Origin of the sequence: Burkholderia sp. HI4860, from assembly GCF_002223045.2 — a bacterium.
Lineage (GTDB): Bacteria > Pseudomonadota > Gammaproteobacteria > Burkholderiales > Burkholderiaceae > Burkholderia.
The window spans coordinates 2,169,920-2,186,989 of the sequence record NZ_NKFO02000003.1 but is presented as its reverse complement, the minus strand read 5'-3'; the positions used below and the strand labels follow the sequence as shown (position 1 = coordinate 2,186,989).

The window sequence follows — 17,070 nt, the reverse complement described above, 5'->3', positions numbered from 1 at the left end:
GAACGTCGTCATCTGCGGTCATTTCGGGATATCTGAACCGTACCGTCCCGAGCCGCCCCGATCTGCGTCGAACTCCCGCCAGGCAAGGCTTTGCGGTGTTTGTAACCGGTAGTGCAACGGGTCGCGGAACACGCTAATCTCAGCGCGTTTCGTATCTCGCCGCGCGGCATCCCGTCGATGCCGCGCAGCCGTTTTATCCCCCGGAGTCGCCTTGAGTACGCCAGCCACCGACGACTGGGTCGCGCGCAGCCTGCGCGCGGTCTGGCATCCCTGCACCCAGATGAAGCATCACGAGCGCCTGCCGCTGATCCCCGTCGCGCGCGGCGCGGGCCTGTGGCTGTACGACCGTGACGGCCGCCGCTACTTCGACGCGATCAGCTCGTGGTGGGTCAACCTGTTCGGCCATGCGAACCCGGACATCAACGCGGCGCTGAAGGACCAGCTCGACACGCTCGAGCACGCGATGCTCGCCGGCTGCACGCACGAGCCCGCGATCGAGCTCGCGGAGCGGCTGCACGCGCTCACCCAGCGCACGCTCGGCCATGCGTTCTTCGCGTCGGACGGCGCGTCGGCGGTCGAGATCGCGCTGAAGATGAGCTTCCACGCGTGGCGCAACCGCGGCCGCGCGAACAAGCAGGAATTCGTCTGCGTCGCCAACAGCTATCACGGCGAGACGATCGGCGCGCTCGGCGTGACCGACGTCGCGCTGTTCAAGGACGCGTACGACCCGCTGATCCGCCATGCGCACGTCGTCGCATCACCCGACGCACGCGGCGCGCTGCCGGGCGAAACGGCCGCCGACGTCGCGGGCCGTGCGCTCGCGGACGTGCGACGCCTGTTCGTCGAACGCGGCGACCGGATCGCCGCGCTGATCGTCGAGCCGCTCGTGCAGTGCGCGGCCGGCATGGCGATGCACGATCCGTCGTACGTCCGCGGGCTGCGCGCGCTGTGCGACGAATTCGGCGTACACCTGATCGCCGACGAGATCGCGGTCGGCTGCGGCCGCACCGGCACCTTCTTCGCGTGCGAGCAGGCCGGCGTGTGGCCCGATTTCCTGTGCCTGTCGAAAGGCATCAGCGGCGGCTACCTGCCGCTGTCGCTCGTGCTCACGCGCGACGACGTGTTCGCCGCGTTCTACGACGACGACACGACGCGCGGCTTCCTGCACTCGCATTCGTACACGGGCAACCCGCTCGCGTGCCGCGCGGCGGTCGCGACGCTCGACCTGTTCGAGCGCGACGACGTGCTCGCGGCCAATGCCCGCAAATCGGCGACGATGCGCGCGGCGCTCGCGCCGCTCGATGCGCACCCGCAGGTGCGCCACCTGCGCGAGCGCGGCACGCTGTTCGCGTTCGACGTCGCGCTCGACGGCGACGCGGCGCGCGGCTTCTCGCGTCGCTTCTTCGAACGCGCGCTGGAACGCGAGCTGCTGCTGCGCCCGATCGGCACGACCGTCTATCTGATGCCGCCGTACGTGATGAGCGACGACGACATCGCGTGGCTCGCGCAAAGCACGCGCGACACGCTCGATGCAACGCTCGCGGAGATCGCTGCATGACGAACCTCCTGCTCGATACCCTGCAACGCGGCCTCGCCGAGCTCGACGCGCAAGGGCTGCGCCGCGTGCGCCGCACCGCCGACACTGCGTGCGATGCGCGCATGACCGTCGACGGCCGCGAAATCGTCGGCTTCGCGAGCAACGACTATCTCGGCCTCGCCGCGCATCCGGCGCTCGTCGCCGCGTTCGCCGAAGGTGCGCAGCGCTACGGCTCCGGCAGCGGCGGCTCGCACCTGCTCGGCGGCCATTCGCGTGCGCACGCGACGCTCGAGGACGAACTCGCGGCCTTCTCGGGCGGCTTCTCCGACGCGCCGCGCGCGCTGTACTTCAGCACCGGCTACATGGCGAACCTCGCCGCGATGACGGCGCTCACCGGCCGGGGCGCGACGATCTTCTCCGACGCGCTGAACCACGCGTCGCTGATCGACGGCATGCGGCTGTCGCGCGCGAACGTGCAGGTCTATCCGCATGCGGACACGGCCGCGCTCGCCGCGCTGCTCGACGCATCGGATGCCGAAACGAAGCTGATCGTCAGCGACACGGTGTTCAGCATGGACGGCGATATCGCGCCGCTCGCCGAACTCGTCGCGCTGGCCGAACGCCACGGCGCGTGGCTCGTCGTCGACGATGCGCACGGCTTCGGCGTGCTCGGCCCGCAAGGCCGCGGCGCGCTCGCGGCCGCCGCGCTGCGCTCGCCGCATCTCGTGTACGTCGGCACGCTCGGCAAGGCCGCCGGCGTCGCGGGCGCGTTCGTGATCGCGCATGAGACCGTGATCGAATGGATGATCCAGCGCGCGCGCAGCTACATCTTCACGACGGCCGCGCCGCCGGCCGTCGCGCACGCGGTATCGGCCAGCCTGAAGGTGATCGCGGGCGACGAAGGCGACGCGCGACGCGCGCATCTCGCCGCGCTGATCGACCGCACGCGCGCGCTGCTGCGCAACACGCGCTGGCAGCCGGTCGATTCGCACACTGCCGTGCAGCCGCTCGTGATCGGCAGCAACGACGCGACGCTCACCGCGATGCGCGCGCTCGACGCGCACGGCCTGTGGGTGCCCGCGATCCGGCCGCCGACGGTGCCCGTCGGCACGTCGCGGCTGCGCGTGTCGCTGTCGGCCGCGCATTCGTTCGACGATCTCGCGCGGCTCGAAGCCGCGCTGATCGAAGCCAGTGAAGCGCAGGCCGTGCAGGAGACGGAACAGCCCCCACGCTCACTTCGTTCGCTGTCGACCGGAGTTGGCGCTTCAGCGCTTACTTCGGCTGCAGCCTCCCTTGGGGCGGCCCGGCGGGAGACTGCGGCATGACCGCCCCGCTCTCGCTGTTCGTTACCGGCACCGACACCGAAATCGGCAAGACCTTCGTCTCGGCCGCGATGCTGCACGGCTTCGCACGGCATGGCCTGCGCGCGGCCGCGCTGAAACCCGTCGCGGCCGGCGCGTATGAGCGCGACGGCGTGTGGCGCAACGAGGACGCCGACCAGCTCGACGCGGCCGCGAACGTCGTGCTGCCGCCCGAGCTGCGCACGCCGTTCCTGCTGAAGGCGCCGGCCGCGCCGCATATCGTCGCCGCGCAGGAAGGCGTGACGCTCGACATCGACACGATCGTCGCGTGCCATCGCGAAGCGCTGACGCGCGCGGACATCGTCGTCGTCGAAGGCGCCGGCGGCTTCCGCGTGCCGATGAACGACACGCAGGACATGGCCGATCTCGCCGTCGCGCTCGGCGTGCCGGTCGTGCTCGTGGTCGGCGTGCGGCTCGGCTGCATCAACCACGCGCTGCTGACCGCCGACGCGATCGCCACGCGCGGCCTCAAACTCGCCGGCTGGGTCGCGAACCACGTCGACCCGGCGATGTCGTTCCCCGATGAAAACATCGCGACGATGCGCGACTGGCTCGCCCGCGAGCATGGCGCGCCGCTGCTCGGCCGCATTCCGCACCTGAGCCCGGCCGCCCCCGAATCCGCCGCGGCGATGCTCGACATCGCCACGCTCGTCGAGACGCTGCGCACCGTGCAGCATTGACCCAACCGAAACAGATCCCCCGATCCCTCATCCCCGACCAGGACAGGAAAACGATATGACCCAAGCCCAGACCGCCGCCACCGTGCAACCCGACGCGATTCCCGTGGCCGCTCCGGTCTCGCAGCGCTGGCGCGTCGCCGACGTCGTCGCGCTGTTCGAGCTGCCGTTCAACGACCTGCTCTTCCGCGCGCAGCAGGTGCACCGCGAGCACTTCGACGCGAATGCGGTGCAGCTGTCGACGCTGCTGTCGATCAAGACGGGCGGCTGCGAGGAAGATTGCGGCTACTGCTCGCAGTCGTCGCACCACGACACGGGCCTGAAGGCCGAGAAGCTGATGGACGTCGACGCGGTGCTCGACGCCGCGCGCGCGGCGAAGGCGAACGGCGCGAGCCGCTTCTGCATGGGCGCCGCGTGGCGCAACCCGAAGGAGCGCCACATGCCGGCGCTGACCGAGATGGTGCGCGGCGTGAAGGAACTCGGCCTCGAGACCTGCATGACGCTCGGCATGCTGGAAGACGAGCAGGCGCAGGAACTCGCGAGCGCGGGCCTCGACTACTACAACCACAACCTCGACACGTCGCCGGAGTTCTACGGCCAGGTGATCTCGACGCGCACCTACCAGGATCGCCTCGACACGCTCGACCGCGTGCGTGACGCGGGCATCAACGTGTGCTGCGGCGGCATCATCGGGATGGGCGAATCGCGCCGCGAACGCGCGGGCCTGATCTCGCAACTCGCGAACCTGAACCCGTATCCGGATTCGGTACCGATCAACAACCTCGTCGCGATCGAAGGCACGCCGCTCGAAGGCACCGCGCCGCTCGACCCGTTCGAATTCGTGCGCACGATCGCGGTGGCGCGGATCACGATGCCGAAGGCCGTGGTGCGCCTGTCGGCCGGCCGCGAGCAGCTCGACGACGGGCTGCAGGCGCTGTGCTTCCTCGCCGGCGCGAACTCGATGTTCTACGGCGACCAGCTGCTGACGACGAGCAACCCGCAGTCGCAGAAGGACCGCGCGCTGTTCGAACGCCTCGGCATCCGTTCGAGCGATGCGGACGCGATGACGGCGAACGCGTAAGCGGCACGCACGGCGCGTTCGTTCGCCACATGAAAAGGCCGGGATACGTCCCGGCTTTTTTTCGCGTGCGTCGCGCCCTCAGCCTGCTCCACCCAGCGCGCGCGGCTCCATGAACGTGTGCCTGAAATAGTCGCGCACCGCGTGCATCGCGGGGCTCAACTCGATGTCCTTGCGCCAGGCGAGACCGACGCTCATCGGCGGCACCGGATCGCGCAGCACGATCGTCTCGATCCGCCGCCCTTCGAGCGACCACGGCCGATACACCATGTCGGACAGGATCGCGACGCCGCTGCCGTTCGCGACCATGCTGCGCACCGCCTCGACCGACGACGTGCGCAGGATCACATTCGGCCGGTACGGCGTCTCGTTCCAGTAGCGCAGCGCCGTCTGCCCCGCCTCGTCGACCGTCAGCATCACGAACGGCTCGCGCGCGACTTCCGCGAACGTGACGCTCTCGTGCCTGAGCAGCGGGTGATGCGCACCAACCCACAGCCGTCGCACCGAGTGGATCACCGGCTCCAGCACGAGCGCCGGATTCGACACGTTCGACGTGAGCAACACGGCCATGTCGTAGCGGCCCGCGATCAGCCCTTCCTCGATCGACTCGCGGTTCAGCTCGTGCAGGTGGATCGTCAGCCGCGGATACAGCGTGTTCAGCCTCAGCACGTGATGCGGCAGGAAGTAGCCGAGCACCGTGTAGCTCGCGGCGATCGCGAGCGTGCCGGTCAGCGTGCTTTCGAGGTTCGGAATCCGCATCGCCTCGTCGACCGACGACAGGATCGTGTACGCATGATTCAGGAAGCGCCGCCCCGTGTCGGTGAGCGTCACGCCCGACGGCGTGCGCAGAAAGAGCTGCGTGCCAAGGCTGTCCTCCAGCTCCTTGATCGCGCTCGTCACGGCCGACTGCGAAATGGTGAGCTGGATCGCGGCCTGCGAGATCTGGCCGAGCTCGGCGGTCGCGACGAAATACTTGAGCTGTCTGAGGGTCAGGGCCATGGTCGATGGGAAAGCAGATGGGCGCGCGATAAACATCATAACAACCGTGCCGCGCCCTTGAGCCGGGCCTCGTGGAAACCCTGCCATCCCAACTGCGACGGCCATCTGCGGCCGCTCTCCGGGGTATCGAAAAAATCGATACAGCTGCATACAAAAATAGAACTTTTTTGACACAACCCGCGCGGCTAACCTGCGTTCAACACGGTTTCGGCATGCGCGACGACGCACGCGAACCGGAGAACCTGGAGGAGCACACCGTATGAGGAAGCACAGCGTCGACCTGAACTCCGACATGGGAGAGGGCTTCGGCCCGTGGACGATCGGCGACGGCGTCGACGAGCAGATCATGCCGCTCATCAGCTCGGCGAACATCGCCACCGGTTTTCACGCCGGCGACCCGAACATCATGGCGCGCACGGTGCAGCTCGCGCGCGACGCCGGCGTCGGCATCGGCGCGCACCCGGGCTTTCGCGATCTCGTCGGCTTCGGCCGCCGCACGATCGCCGAAACGCCGCAGGCGCTCGTCAACGACATCCTGTACCAGCTCGGCGCGCTGCGCGAGTTCGCGCGCCTGAACGGCGTCAGCCTGCAGCACGTGAAGCCGCACGGCGCGCTCTACATGCATGCTGCGGCCAACGAGGCGTTCTCGCGGCTACTGATCGAAACGCTGCAACGTGTCGACCCGGGCCTGTGGCTGTACTGCATGGAGGCGTCGGTCACCTACCGCGTCGCCGTCGAATACGGGCAGCCGGTCATCCGCGAGTTCTATGCGGATCGCGACTACGACCGCAGCGGCTCGATCGTGTTTACGCGCCGCGTCGGCCGGCTCGATCCGCGCCAGGTCGCCGACAAGGTGCTGCGCGCGTGCATCGACGGCAAGGTGCGCACGATCGACGGCGACGACATCGACATCGATTTCGACTCGGTCTGCATTCACAGCGACACACCGGGCGCGCTCGATCTCGTGCGCGACACGCGTCACGCGCTGATCCGCGAAGGCATCCGGACCGCCGGGCCGCAACCGCTCGCCGCCCATCACTGATTCAAGGAGACACACGATGGCATTGCACGAAATCGTCAGCCCGCTGCCGGGCACCTTCTACCGGCGCCCGTCGCCCGATGCGGACTACTACGTCGCGGTCGACGCGACGGTCGCCGCCGGCGCGGTGGTCGGCCTCGTCGAGGTGATGAAGCAGTTCACCGAGATCGAAGCCGAGGCGGCAGGGCGCGTGGTCGAGCTGCTCGTCGAGGACGGCGAGCCGGTCGACGCGGGCCAGGTGCTGATGCGGATCGAGGGGTGACGCGATGAAACCGGAAACTTCCCCCGACTCGTTCTATCGCCCTTCGCGAATCCGGACCGTGCTGGTCGCGAACCGCGGCGAGATCGCGGTGCGCGTGATCCGCGCCGCGCGCGAACTGGGCATGCGCGCGGTCGCCGTGGTCAGCGACGCGGACCGCGACAGCCTCGCCGCGCGCATGGCCGATGAAGCCATCCACATCGGCTCGTCGCATGCGGCGAAAAGCTACCTGAATCCCGCCGCGATTCTCGACGCCGCGCGGCAGTGCGGCGCGGACGCGATCCATCCCGGCTACGGCTTCCTGTCGGAAAATGCCGCATTCGCCGCGCAGGTCGAGGCGGCCGGCCTGATCTTCGTCGGCCCGGACTCGCAGGTGATCGCCACGATGGGCGACAAGGCCCGCGCCCGCGAAACCGCGCGGCGCGCCAACGTGCCGACCGTGCCCGGCAGCGACGGTGTCGTGCAGTCGCTCGACGAGGCGCGGGACGTCGCCGCGCGCATCGGCTATCCGATCATGATCAAGGCGGCCGCCGGCGGCGGCGGGCGCGGCATCCGCGTCGCGCACGACGCCGCGCAGCTCGACGCCGAGCTGCCGCTCGCGCAGCGCGAGGCGCAGGCGGCGTTCGGCGACGGCGGCGTGTACCTCGAACGCTTCATCGCGCGGGCACGCCACATCGAGGTGCAGGTGCTCGGCGACGGCCGCCACGTCGTCCACCTGTTCGAACGCGAATGCTCGCTGCAGCGGCGCCGCCAGAAAATCCTCGAGGAAGCGCCGTCGCCTTCGCTCACGCCCGCGCAGCGCGACGCGCTGTGCGCGTCGGCCACGCGACTCGCGCAAGCGGTCGGCTATCGCAGCGCGGGCACGCTCGAATACCTGTTCGACGACGCGCGCGGCGAGTTCTACTTCATCGAGATGAACACGCGCATCCAGGTCGAGCATCCGGTGACCGAGGCGATCACCGGTGTCGATCTCGTGCGCGAGACGCTGCGCATCGCCGACGGCGAGCCGCTGCGCTTCGCGCAGCACGACATCACGATGTGCGGCGCGGCGCTCGAATGCCGGATCAACGCGGAAGATCCATTGCAGGATTTCCGCCCGAACCCCGGCCGGATCGACGAACTGGTGTGGCCGACCGGCCCCGGCGTGCGCGTCGATTCGTTGCTCTATCCGGGCTACGTCGTGCCGCCGTTCTACGATTCGCTGCTCGCGAAGCTGATCGTGCACGACGAGAGCCGCGCGGCCGCGCTGCGGCGCCTGGCTCGCGCGCTCGGCGAGCTGCACGTCGGCGGCCTGAAGACGACCGCGCCGCTGCACGTCGCGCTGCTCGCGGACGAGGACGTGCGCGCCGGGCGCTATCACACGAATTTCCTCGAGGCGTGGATGCCGCGATGGCGTGAAGCCGCCACCGCCGCCTCGCAGCAACACGCAGCCGACAATGCAGACGCCGTGCGCGTCGGGGAGGCGATGTGATGACCCGTTATACGTTCGGCGGCGACGAGTTCGTGTTCGTCGAAATCAGCGAATCGATGTCGCTCGACGCGTTCTTCAAGGGCACGGCGATCACGCGCGAACTGCAGCGCCGCGCGGTGCCCGGCATCACCGAGATCTGCCCGGCGAATGCGTCCTACCAGGTGCGCTACGACCCGGACGTGATCGAGCCCGATGCGCTCGTCGCGCTGTTGAAGACGATCGAGGCCGAAGTCGGCGACGCGCCGCTCGAACTCGAGACGCGCATCGTCGAGGTGCCGGTGCTCTACAACGATCCGTGGACGCACGAGACGCTGATGCGGTTTCGCGAGCGTCACCAGGACCCGTCATCGACCGATCTCGAATACGCGGCACGCATCAACGGCAAGCGCGACGTCGACGCATTCATCGCCGCGCACTCGGGCTCGCCGTGGTTCGTGTCGATGGTCGGCTTCGTCGCCGGCCTGCCGTTCATGTACCAGATGGTCGAGCGCGAACGCCAGCTCGAAGTGCCGAAGTACCTGCGGCCGCGCACCGACACGCCGAAGCTGACGGTCGGCCACGGCGGCTGTTTCGGCTGCATCTACTCGGTGCGCGGCGCGGGCGGCTACCAGATGTTCGGCGTGACGCCGGCGCCGATCTTCGACCCCGAGCAGCGGCTCGACTACCTGCGCGAGTTCATGGTGTTCTTCCGGCCCGGCGACATCGTGAAATTCCAGCCGATCGATCGCGACGCGTACGACGCGGCAGTGGCGGCCGTCGAAGCCGGCACCTTCTCGTTGCGCGTGCGCCCGGTGAAATTCTCGCTCGACGCGTTCCTGCGCGATCCCGATGCGTATAACCGCTCTCTCGTCGAGGTGCTGCATGCAAACTGACGCGCACAACCTGATCGAAGTCGTGAAACCCGGCCTCGCGACGTCGGTCCAGGACACGGGCCGGCAAGGCTACTATCACGTCGGCATTCCGCCGTCGGGCTCGCTCGACCAGTACGCATCGCGTGCGGCGAACCTGCTGGTCGGCAACCCCGAGGAAGCCGCCGTGCTCGAATGCACGCTGCTCGGCCCCGAGCTGATGTTCCATACGGATGCGCTGATCGCCGTCACCGGCGCCGAGATGACGCCGAAGATCGACGGCATCGGCCAGCGCTGCAACGTCGCGCTGCGAATCCGCGCGGGCAGCGTGCTGTCGTTCCATTACGTGAAGGCCGGTGCGCGCGCGTATCTCGCCGTCGCGGGCGGCATCGACGTGCCGGTCGTGCTCGGCAGCCGCTCGACCTACACGCTCGGCGCGATCGGCGGCCACGCGGGCCGGCGCCTGCAGAAAGGCGACCGGCTGCCGATCGGTGCCCCCGCCGGCACGCACCGCGAAGGACGCGAGCTGCCGGCGGCCGTGAGCCGGCCGCTCGACAACCCGGTCGAGCTGCGCGTGCTGACGGGCCTGTACCACCACCGGCTCACCGACGAATCGGCGCGCACCTTCTTCGACGACGAATGGACGGTCGCGCCCGAAGCCGACCGCATCGGCTACCGCTACAAGAACGGCCGCGCGCTGCAGTTCCGGCCGCGCGAGCAGCCATTCGGCGCAGGCGCCGATCCGTCCAACATCGTCGATGCGTGCTACCCGATCGGCTCGATCCAGGTGCCGGCCGGGCTCGAACCGATCATCCTGCACCGCGACGCGGTGTCGGGCGGCGGCTACGCGACGATCGGCACGGTCATCAGCGCCGACATGGACCTGATCGGCCAGATGCAGCCCAACCACCGCGCGCGCTTCGTGCGCGTGACGATGGCCGACGCGCTCGCCGCGCGCCGCGAGTACCAGCGGCGCCTCGCACTGCTGCGCGCCGTGCTGCGGGACTGAGCTCCGGGCGCCTGACGCCGTCTCGTTCCTGTTCCGCTGTCGTTTCCCGACCGCGCGGCCGTGCGCCGCGCGGCGGGGACGCTTGCGCGCTGTTTCCGTTCCTGCCGAACCGGTTGCCCGCCCGACGTCGGGGCAACCCTGCGGATCGCATGTACCGCGGCCGAGACGTCGTTCGCAGTTTCCGCTCATCAAGGAGCACGATCATGGCCAACCTGGCTCAGGCCCGCCCCGACGAGGATCTCGACCTGTCGACGCTCGCCGTTCCCGACCACGCGCGCATGCCGCCCTTTTCGCTGACGATGGCGTGGTGGGCCGTGTGCAGCGCGGTGTTCTACATCGTCGTGGGCGCCACGCTCGCGCTCACCTATGGCGCGCGCAACGCGCTGATCGGAATGGCGCTGTCGGTCGTGTCGTACGGCCTCGTCAACACGATCATCAGCCGCTATGCGATCCGCACGGGACTCTCGGTCGCGCTGTTCTCGCGCGTGCTGTTCGGCAGCGCGGGTGCGGCGCTCGCGACGCTGATCTTCTTCGCGACGGCGATCTACTACGCGGTGTTCGAGGGTTCGGTGATCGCAGTCGCCGCGCATCACCAGTTTCCCGGGCTCGATTACAAATGGGCCGCGCTGATCGTCGTCTGCTACAGCGTGCCGCTCGTGTTCGGCAGCGTGCAGCACTGGCTCGACAAGTTCAACGGCGTGCTGCTGCCATTCTACCTGCTCGGGCTGCTCGCGGCGGTCGGGCTCGCGACGGCCGAATACGGCTACCACGCGGCCTGGCTCGATTTCGGGCCGACGGGCGCCGTGCCGGCCGGCGGCTGGTGGCACTGCTTCGTCTACTACATGGGCGTGTGGGTGCTGATGATGTTCACGTTCGACTACGCGCGCTTCGGCCGCAAGGAAGACGCGGGTTATCACGGCCGCTTCAACTTCGGGATGCCGTTCTACCTCGTCACGTTTCTCGTCAACGGCGCGGCCGGCATCTATCTCGTCAGCACGATTCCGGGGCTCGGTACGCTCTCCGAAGTATCCGTGGTGCTCGCGCTGCTGAAGCTGATGGGCGTATGGGGATTGCTGTTCGTGTGGGTCACGCAATCGCGGATCAACACCGCGAACTACTACCTCGCTACCGTCAACATGCAGGCGTTCTTCCTGAAGGTGGCCGGCCTGCGCGCGCCGAAATTCGTGTGGGCGCTCGTGGTGGGCGCGGTCGTCTATGCGCTGATGATGGCGGACATCTTCTCGCGGATCCTGCAGGCGCTCGCGTACCAGGGGATCTTCGTCGTCGCATGGGTCGGCGTCGCGCTCGCGCACATCCTGTCGGATCGCTACGGGAAACTGGTCGGCGACGACGTCGAATGCCGCGACGCGCATGTACCGACCTTCAACCCGGGCGGGCTGACCGCCTGGTTCGCCGGCGCATTCGTCGGGCTCGCGCTGAACCAGGCGACGGGGTTCGCCGCATCGCTGTCGGCGCCCGCGACGTTCGTCGTGTCGTGGGTGGTCTATCGCGCGCTGCTGGGCACGGCCAAGCGGACCTGGTTCGTACGCAATACGTGACGGGACACCTGCGCGCCGCCGTGCCCGTCGACCGCATACTCGCTGGCGCGCGGCTGCGCGTGCATCGGATCGACGCGTGCGCTGTCATCTGCGCCGTCCTGCGTGGCGGGTGATACGCCCGTCATGTGGCCCGCCCTTTCGGACGGCGTACCGGTGTGTCGTATCGGCGCACACGGCCGCTGCCCGCGACCGTGCGCCGTGTGCATCACACGTGTGCCGCCGCGCCGTCGATCGCCGCGCGCACGCGCTCGACGAGTGATTGATCGACCGGCGCCAGCACCTCGCCGCGCGGCCGCACGCCCGAGCCGAAATGCACCGCACGCACGCCGGTCGCGCGGACGAAATCGCCGACCGCGTCGACCGTGAGCCCCGAGCCGGCCAGCACCGTGCAGGTCGAGCCTGCCGCCTGCCGCGCGAGCCGCGTGATCGTTGCGACCGCGTCGAGCACCGATGGATGGCCGCCCGACGTCAGCACCGACGTGACGGCCGGCACGCGCAGCAGCGCGTCGAACGCGGCATTGAGGTCGCGCGACACGTCGAACGCGCGGTGGAAGGTCAGCGCGCGGCCGTCCGCCGCGGCCGCGATGCGCGCCAGCGCGCCGAGATCGACGTCGCCGCGTGCGTCGAGCGCGCCGAACACGACGCCGTTCGCCCCGGCCGCGACGGCTGCACGCACGTCGCGTTCGATCACGCGGAGATCGTCGGCGTCATACACGAACGACCGGCTGTGCGGTCGCACGATCACGTTGACGGGAATCGGCACGGCGGCCACGACGGCTTCGATCAGGCCGACGCTCGGCGTCAGCCCGCCTTCGGTGATCGCGGTCACGAGTTCGAGCCGGTCGGCGCCCGCGCGGGCGGCGGCCTTCGCATCGCCGACGGTCGTGGCGATCACTTCGAGAAGAACGGAGGAGGCGGCGTTTCGGTTCATGGGCGGCCCGCGATTCGTCTGGACAATTCGCGCATCCTAGCCGAGCCGCGTGACGGACGCCAGCATGCCGGCGGCCACATACTTCAGCGGCGTATTTCAGCCGGGTACGTCAGCCGCGCCGCATGAGCCAGACGCCGACGAGCGCGGACAACACCGTCACGCCGGTGCCGGGCACGAAGCGGAACATGCGCGCGTTGAAGTACGCGCCCTGCTGCTGCATCACGTCGACGATCGCCGGTGTGAGCACGAGCGTCCCCCAGCCCACCATCCCGAGCGCGGTGGTCGCGGCCGCGACGAGCAGCACGATGCCCGCGCCGCGCGCACGCGGCCGGAATGCGCCGGCAAACGCGCCCGCAGCGAGCAGCACGGCCGATACCGCGAACAGCACGGCGACGAATAGGACGGTCGCACCCGCGTGGCCGACTTTCATGAACGCCGCCATCTGGGCGGCGATCACGCAGAAGCCGGCGATCGAGAACAGCACGATCGCCAGCGCGTTACGCACGACGCTCACGCGACGGCCTGTCGGAAGTACGCGGTCGCGGGGCGCCGGAACAGCAGGTAGACGAACAGCGCGAACAGCAGGACGCCAGGAATCAGCACCGCATACATCGACGCCGGCATGTTGACGAACGAGAACGCAATGCCGATCACGAACGTCACGATGTAGGCTTTGCGCGACCACTCGCGGCCTTTCAGGATCGCGATGCCGATCACGACGTTCACGGCTTCGAGGATCACGCTGATGCCGAGCGTCGCCCAGACGGGCAGCAGGTAGTGCGACAGCAGCGCCTGGGCGGTCGGCATGCCGATCGAGAACGGCGTATAGACGCACGTGATCGCGTTGGTCACGATGATGATCCACGCGAGAATGGTCAGCGAAATCGGTCTTTTCATTGTGTTTTCCTTGTTATTCGCCGCCATGGTGGCCCCCGGGACGGCGCGCGCGGTCACGATCGCCGCGGTCGGGCCATTGTCGGGGAAGCGCGGGGCGAACGCAACGGCGGGCCCGCTCCGCTCGCCTCGCCCGCGATGCGCGCGGCGCTAGCCGGCGTCCGCTTCGTCGTCGCGCCAGTCGATATCGCCGCACAGCACGCGCTGCGCGTCGCCGATGCGCACGGCCACCGACAGCGTCACGCACGGCTGCGCCTCGTTGATCGACAGGTACGGCCGCGTGACCTGCACGCGCCCCGGCTCGGCGATCGCCGAGCGGAAATACGGCCGGCGCAGCCAGTTCGCGCCCTGCGCGTCCGCCAGCGGCGAGAAGCGCGCCTCGGCGAGCGCGCGGTCGGCACGCAGCACGACGTTGCGGCCCGACTGGCGGCCGTGCGCGTCGAGCAGGAAGCAGCGCGCGGCCGCGTCGAGCGCGAGGAAGTTCCAGCACACCTCGTCGAGCGGCTCGCCGGCCGCGAGACGCTCAGCGGCACGTTCGAACGCGCGCAGGTACGGCGCGAGCCGCTGCGCATCGCGCCGTTCGCGCGCGTCGGTCTGCTGCCGGAAGCGCTCGGTCAGCTCGCCGATGCAGCCCGTCGCGGCCGCGCTGTCCGGCAGCCCCGGCGCCGGCCGGCCGAAGTAATAGCCCTGCACGAAATCGGCCTCGCACGACAGCGCGATCTGCGCCTCGTGCTCGGTCTCGATGCCCTCGACGAGCACCAGCTTGCCGGCCTCGTGCAACAGCGTCACGAGCCCGTGCAGGATCGCGGTGAGCCCCGTGCGATGCGCCGCGTGCGACAGCATGATCCGGTCGAGCTTCACGATGTCCGGGTTCAGCTGCCAGATCCGCTCGAGGTTTGAGTGGCCCGCGCCGAAATCGTCGAGCGCGATCAGGAAGCCGTGCGTGCGGAATTCGCGCACGGCCTCGGCGAGCCGCTCGACGTCTTCCGCGCGCTGCTCGAGCACTTCGAGCACAACGCGGCGCGGCGGCATGCCGAGCCGCTTCAGGTTCGCGAGCAGCGCGGCCGCCTGGAACGGGTCGGTGAGCACGCCCGGATGCACGTTGAGGAACAGCCACTCGCGCTCGGCGCCGAGCAGCGCGAAGTTCTCGAGATGCAGCGCCTGCGCGAGCCGGTCGAGCTGCAGCAGCTCGCCCCGGCGCGCGGCTTCGCCGAACACGTCGAGCGGCGACACGGCGCGATCGAGCGCATCGTGCGCGCGCAGCAGCGCCTCGTAGCCCACCGCCCGCTGGTGCGACAGGCTGAAAATCGGCTGGAATACGGTCGTGAGCGTCATGTCGCGGTGCTGCGTCGCCAGACGTTCGAAGCCGGAACTCACCTCCCGCTCGAACCGGTACGGCGACGCGGCGGCCGGACGCTCCTGTTGCACGATCGTCATGCGTTCCTCCTGGTATTGCCTTCGAACGCGGCGTCCGACGAAGCGAGCGGCGCGTGCAATGTCATTGGTTGGACCCTCGGTTGCCCGGTCGACGCCGGACGGCTGCCGAACCTCAAGCAAGCTCCGTGCAAGGCGCCGACCGCCCGTGCGCCGCATGGCTCGCGCCGGGTTTCCGCACCATCCCGGCGCAGGTCACACGCACCGTTTTCGTGCACGCGCACCGGCCGCTCGAACGCAGCCGTCACGCCAGCACGCTACACTCCGTACGATCGTTTCATTCCCCGTATTCGCCGTATCGATGGAAATCGTCTTCACCGTCCTGATCCTGCTGCTGACCGTCGCGCTGTCCGGCGCCGTGACACGCCTCCTGCCGTTCCAACTGCCGTTGCCGCTGATGCAGATCGCGTTCGGCGCAATGCTCGCGTGGCCGAAGCTGAACCTGCACGTCACGTTCGATCCCGAAATCTTCATGCTGCTGTTCATTCCGCCGCTGCTGTTCGCGGACGGCTGGCGGATTCCGAAGCGCGAGCTGTACCTGCAGCGCCGCGCGATCCTGATGCTCGCATTCGGGCTCGTGTTCATGACGGTACTCGCAGTGGGCTACTTCGCGCACTGGCTGATACCCGAGTTGCCGCTGCCGATCGCGTTCGCGCTCGCGGCCGTGCTGTCGCCGACCGACGCGGTCGCGCTGTCGGGCATCGCCGGAAAGGGCCGGATCCCGCCGCAACTGATGCACATCCTCGAAGGCGAGGCGCTGATGAACGACGCGTCGGGCCTCGTCGCGCTGAAATTCGCGATCGCGGCCGCGCTGACGGGCATGTTCTCGCTGCGCGACGCATCGGTCACGTTCGTGATCGTCGCGGCCGGCGGGCTCGCGACGGGCGCGATCGTGTCGTGGGCGTTCAGCGCGCTGTCGACGCGCTTCCTGAACGCCGAGCAGGAAGGCGATCCGGCCCCCGGCATCGTGATGACGCTGCTCGTGCCGTTCGCGGCCTACCTGTTCGCCGAGCACCTCGACCTGTCGGGCGTGCTGGCGGCCGTGTCGGCCGGGATGATGATGAATTACACGAGCTTCTCGCGTAAAAGCACCGTCGCGTCGCGCGTGCGCGCCGAAAGCACGTGGGCGATGATCGAGTTCGTGTTCAACGGCATGGTGTTCATCATGCTCGGGCTGCAGCTGCCGCACATCATCGGCCGCACGCTCGTCGACGCGCACCACACGAGCGACGCGCTCGTCGGCCGGATGATCTTCAACGTCTGCGCGATGATGCTCGCGCTGTATGCGATCCGCTTCCTGTGGGTCTGGCTGCTGCGCTGGTTCGCGAGCCGTCGCGCCGCCCGCCACGGCCTCGCGGGCACGATGGCCGGCGTGCGCACGATCGCGGTGATGACGGTCGGCGGCGTGCGCGGCGCGGTCACGCTCGCCGGCGTGCTGTCGATTCCGGTCGCGCTGTCCGACGGCGTGCCGCTGCCGGGCCGCGACACGGCGATCTTCGTCGCGTCGGCCGTGATCCTCGGCTCGCTCGTCGTCGCCGTGGTCGGCCTGCCGCTGCTGCTGCGCGGCGTGCGTTCGTCGCGCAGCCCGCTCGGCGACGAGGAGCGCGCCGCGCGCGCGGCCGCCGCGCAGGCGGCGATCCGCGCGATCGACTCGTCGCACGACGCGATCTCGGTCGATCTCGACGAATCGGGTGCCGCGCGCTGCGCGGACATCTCCGCACGCGTGATGGACCAGTACCGCCGCCGCCTCGCGACACTCGCCGAGGACGGCCCCACGCCGCGCGCGGAAGCGAAGCAGGCCGAAACGATGGAACTGCAGATGCGGATCGCGGCCGTGCGCGCGGAACGCTCCGCGCTGTACCGACTGCGCAGCGAGAGCAAGATTTCCGACGAGACGCTGACGAAGCTGCTCCGCGAGATCGACCTGTCGGAAACCGCGCTGTCGACGCGCAAGAAAGGCATTCTCTAACGGGC

General features: G+C 69.1%; 16 protein-coding genes. 11 read left to right on the top strand and 5 right to left on the bottom strand.

Annotation, left to right across the window (positions count from 1 at the left end; translation table 11 throughout):
• Positions 1-211 precede the first annotated feature (211 nt).
• From bioA to bioB, 4 genes are read left to right on the top strand one after another with little or no spacing between them, the layout of a single operon-like run.
• The gene (bioA, locus tag CFB34_RS25420; protein WP_089441141.1) at positions 212-1,558 is read left to right on the top strand and encodes an adenosylmethionine--8-amino-7-oxononanoate transaminase; all 1,347 of its coding nucleotides are present in this window, start codon (positions 212-214) and stop codon (positions 1,556-1,558) included.
• Positions 1,555-2,862, top strand: coding sequence for an 8-amino-7-oxononanoate synthase (gene bioF, locus CFB34_RS25415; protein WP_089441142.1), 1,308 nt, complete (start codon positions 1,555-1,557; stop codon positions 2,860-2,862). Before bioA ends, bioF begins: the two co-directional genes overlap by 4 nt.
• Positions 2,859-3,578 (top strand): dethiobiotin synthase, encoded by a 720-nt coding sequence (gene bioD, locus CFB34_RS25410; protein WP_089441143.1) that lies wholly within the window; start codon positions 2,859-2,861, stop codon positions 3,576-3,578. The genes bioF and bioD overlap by 4 nt, the downstream gene beginning before the upstream one ends.
• Positions 3,579-3,633: 55 nt before the next feature.
• Positions 3,634-4,656 (top strand): biotin synthase BioB, encoded by a 1,023-nt coding sequence (gene bioB, locus CFB34_RS25405; protein WP_089441144.1) that lies wholly within the window; start codon positions 3,634-3,636, stop codon positions 4,654-4,656.
• Between the two features lie 78 nt (positions 4,657-4,734).
• Here the strand turns inward: bioB and CFB34_RS25400 are convergent, their stop codons facing one another.
• Positions 4,735-5,652 carry a LysR family transcriptional regulator gene (locus CFB34_RS25400; protein WP_069249003.1) on the bottom strand — a complete coding sequence of 306 codons (918 nt, stop codon included), beginning with the start codon at positions 5,650-5,652 and terminating at the stop codon, positions 4,735-4,737.
• 259 nt (positions 5,653-5,911) lie between these two features.
• Between CFB34_RS25400 and CFB34_RS25395 the strand changes: the two genes are divergently transcribed.
• From CFB34_RS25395 to CFB34_RS25370, 6 genes are all read left to right on the top strand, one after another.
• Positions 5,912-6,694, top strand: coding sequence for a 5-oxoprolinase subunit PxpA (locus tag CFB34_RS25395; RefSeq protein WP_089441145.1), 783 nt, complete (start codon positions 5,912-5,914; stop codon positions 6,692-6,694).
• Positions 6,695-6,710: 16 nt separating this feature from the next.
• Positions 6,711-6,953, top strand: a complete 243-nt coding sequence (locus tag CFB34_RS25390; RefSeq protein WP_089441146.1) for an acetyl-CoA carboxylase — start codon at positions 6,711-6,713, stop codon at positions 6,951-6,953.
• A 4-nt stretch (positions 6,954-6,957) separates the two neighbouring features.
• On the top strand, positions 6,958-8,421 hold the full coding sequence (locus CFB34_RS25385) for an acetyl-CoA carboxylase biotin carboxylase subunit (protein ID WP_089441147.1): 1,464 nt from the start codon (positions 6,958-6,960) through the stop codon (positions 8,419-8,421).
• A complete protein-coding gene (locus tag CFB34_RS25380; protein WP_089441148.1) occupies positions 8,418-9,293 on the top strand; it encodes an allophanate hydrolase subunit 1 in 876 nt (291 codons plus the stop codon). Before CFB34_RS25385 ends, CFB34_RS25380 begins: the two co-directional genes overlap by 4 nt.
• Positions 9,283-10,278 carry a biotin-dependent carboxyltransferase family protein gene (locus CFB34_RS25375; protein WP_089441149.1) on the top strand — a complete coding sequence of 332 codons (996 nt, stop codon included), beginning with the start codon at positions 9,283-9,285 and terminating at the stop codon, positions 10,276-10,278. Before CFB34_RS25380 ends, CFB34_RS25375 begins: the two co-directional genes overlap by 11 nt.
• Before the next feature lie 203 nt (positions 10,279-10,481).
• Positions 10,482-11,837 (top strand): allantoin permease, encoded by a 1,356-nt coding sequence (locus CFB34_RS25370; protein ID WP_089441150.1) that lies wholly within the window; start codon positions 10,482-10,484, stop codon positions 11,835-11,837.
• A gap of 205 nt (positions 11,838-12,042) precedes the next feature.
• Here the strand turns inward: CFB34_RS25370 and CFB34_RS25365 are convergent, their stop codons facing one another.
• The 4 genes from CFB34_RS25365 to CFB34_RS25350 all read right to left on the bottom strand — a co-directional run bounded on the left by CFB34_RS25365 (position 12,043) and on the right by CFB34_RS25350 (position 15,099).
• Complete coding sequence (locus tag CFB34_RS25365; RefSeq protein ID WP_089431779.1) at positions 12,043-12,768, bottom strand: copper homeostasis protein CutC; 726 nt, start codon at positions 12,766-12,768, stop codon at positions 12,043-12,045.
• A gap of 109 nt (positions 12,769-12,877) precedes the next feature.
• The gene (locus tag CFB34_RS25360; RefSeq protein WP_089441151.1) at positions 12,878-13,282 is read right to left on the bottom strand and encodes a hypothetical protein; all 405 of its coding nucleotides are present in this window, start codon (positions 13,280-13,282) and stop codon (positions 12,878-12,880) included.
• Positions 13,279-13,665 (bottom strand): hypothetical protein, encoded by a 387-nt coding sequence (locus tag CFB34_RS25355; protein WP_089441152.1) that lies wholly within the window; start codon positions 13,663-13,665, stop codon positions 13,279-13,281. Before CFB34_RS25355 ends, CFB34_RS25360 begins: the two co-directional genes overlap by 4 nt.
• A 147-nt stretch (positions 13,666-13,812) precedes the next feature.
• Entirely contained in the window at positions 13,813-15,099 is a 1,287-nt protein-coding gene (locus CFB34_RS25350; protein ID WP_089426455.1) for an EAL domain-containing protein, read from the bottom strand.
• Between the two features lie 298 nt (positions 15,100-15,397).
• On the opposite strand from CFB34_RS25350, the gene CFB34_RS25345 reads away from it, so the two are divergent.
• Positions 15,398-17,065 carry a Na+/H+ antiporter gene (locus CFB34_RS25345; protein WP_089441153.1) on the top strand — a complete coding sequence of 556 codons (1,668 nt, stop codon included), beginning with the start codon at positions 15,398-15,400 and terminating at the stop codon, positions 17,063-17,065.
• Positions 17,066-17,070 lie beyond the last annotated feature (5 nt).

Coding starts and splice junctions, on each gene's coding strand:
- CFB34_RS25370 (WP_089441150.1), top strand. CDS start 10,482: ATGGCCAACCTGGCTCAGGCCCGCCCCGACGAGGATCTCGACCTGTCG.
- bioF (WP_089441142.1), top strand. CDS start 1,555: ATGACGAACCTCCTGCTCGATACCCTGCAACGCGGCCTCGCCGAGCTC.
- CFB34_RS25355 (WP_089441152.1), bottom strand. CDS start 13,665: ATGAAAAGACCGATTTCGCTGACCATTCTCGCGTGGATCATCATCGTG.
- bioD (WP_089441143.1), top strand. CDS start 2,859: ATGACCGCCCCGCTCTCGCTGTTCGTTACCGGCACCGACACCGAAATC.
- CFB34_RS25400 (WP_069249003.1), bottom strand. CDS start 5,652: ATGGCCCTGACCCTCAGACAGCTCAAGTATTTCGTCGCGACCGCCGAG.
- CFB34_RS25365 (WP_089431779.1), bottom strand. CDS start 12,768: ATGAACCGAAACGCCGCCTCCTCCGTTCTTCTCGAAGTGATCGCCACG.
- CFB34_RS25350 (WP_089426455.1), bottom strand. CDS start 15,099: ATGACGATCGTGCAACAGGAGCGTCCGGCCGCCGCGTCGCCGTACCGG.
- CFB34_RS25345 (WP_089441153.1), top strand. CDS start 15,398: ATGGAAATCGTCTTCACCGTCCTGATCCTGCTGCTGACCGTCGCGCTG.
- CFB34_RS25375 (WP_089441149.1), top strand. CDS start 9,283: ATGCAAACTGACGCGCACAACCTGATCGAAGTCGTGAAACCCGGCCTC.
- CFB34_RS25395 (WP_089441145.1), top strand. CDS start 5,912: ATGAGGAAGCACAGCGTCGACCTGAACTCCGACATGGGAGAGGGCTTC.
- CFB34_RS25385 (WP_089441147.1), top strand. CDS start 6,958: ATGAAACCGGAAACTTCCCCCGACTCGTTCTATCGCCCTTCGCGAATC.
- CFB34_RS25390 (WP_089441146.1), top strand. CDS start 6,711: ATGGCATTGCACGAAATCGTCAGCCCGCTGCCGGGCACCTTCTACCGG.
- bioB (WP_089441144.1), top strand. CDS start 3,634: ATGACCCAAGCCCAGACCGCCGCCACCGTGCAACCCGACGCGATTCCC.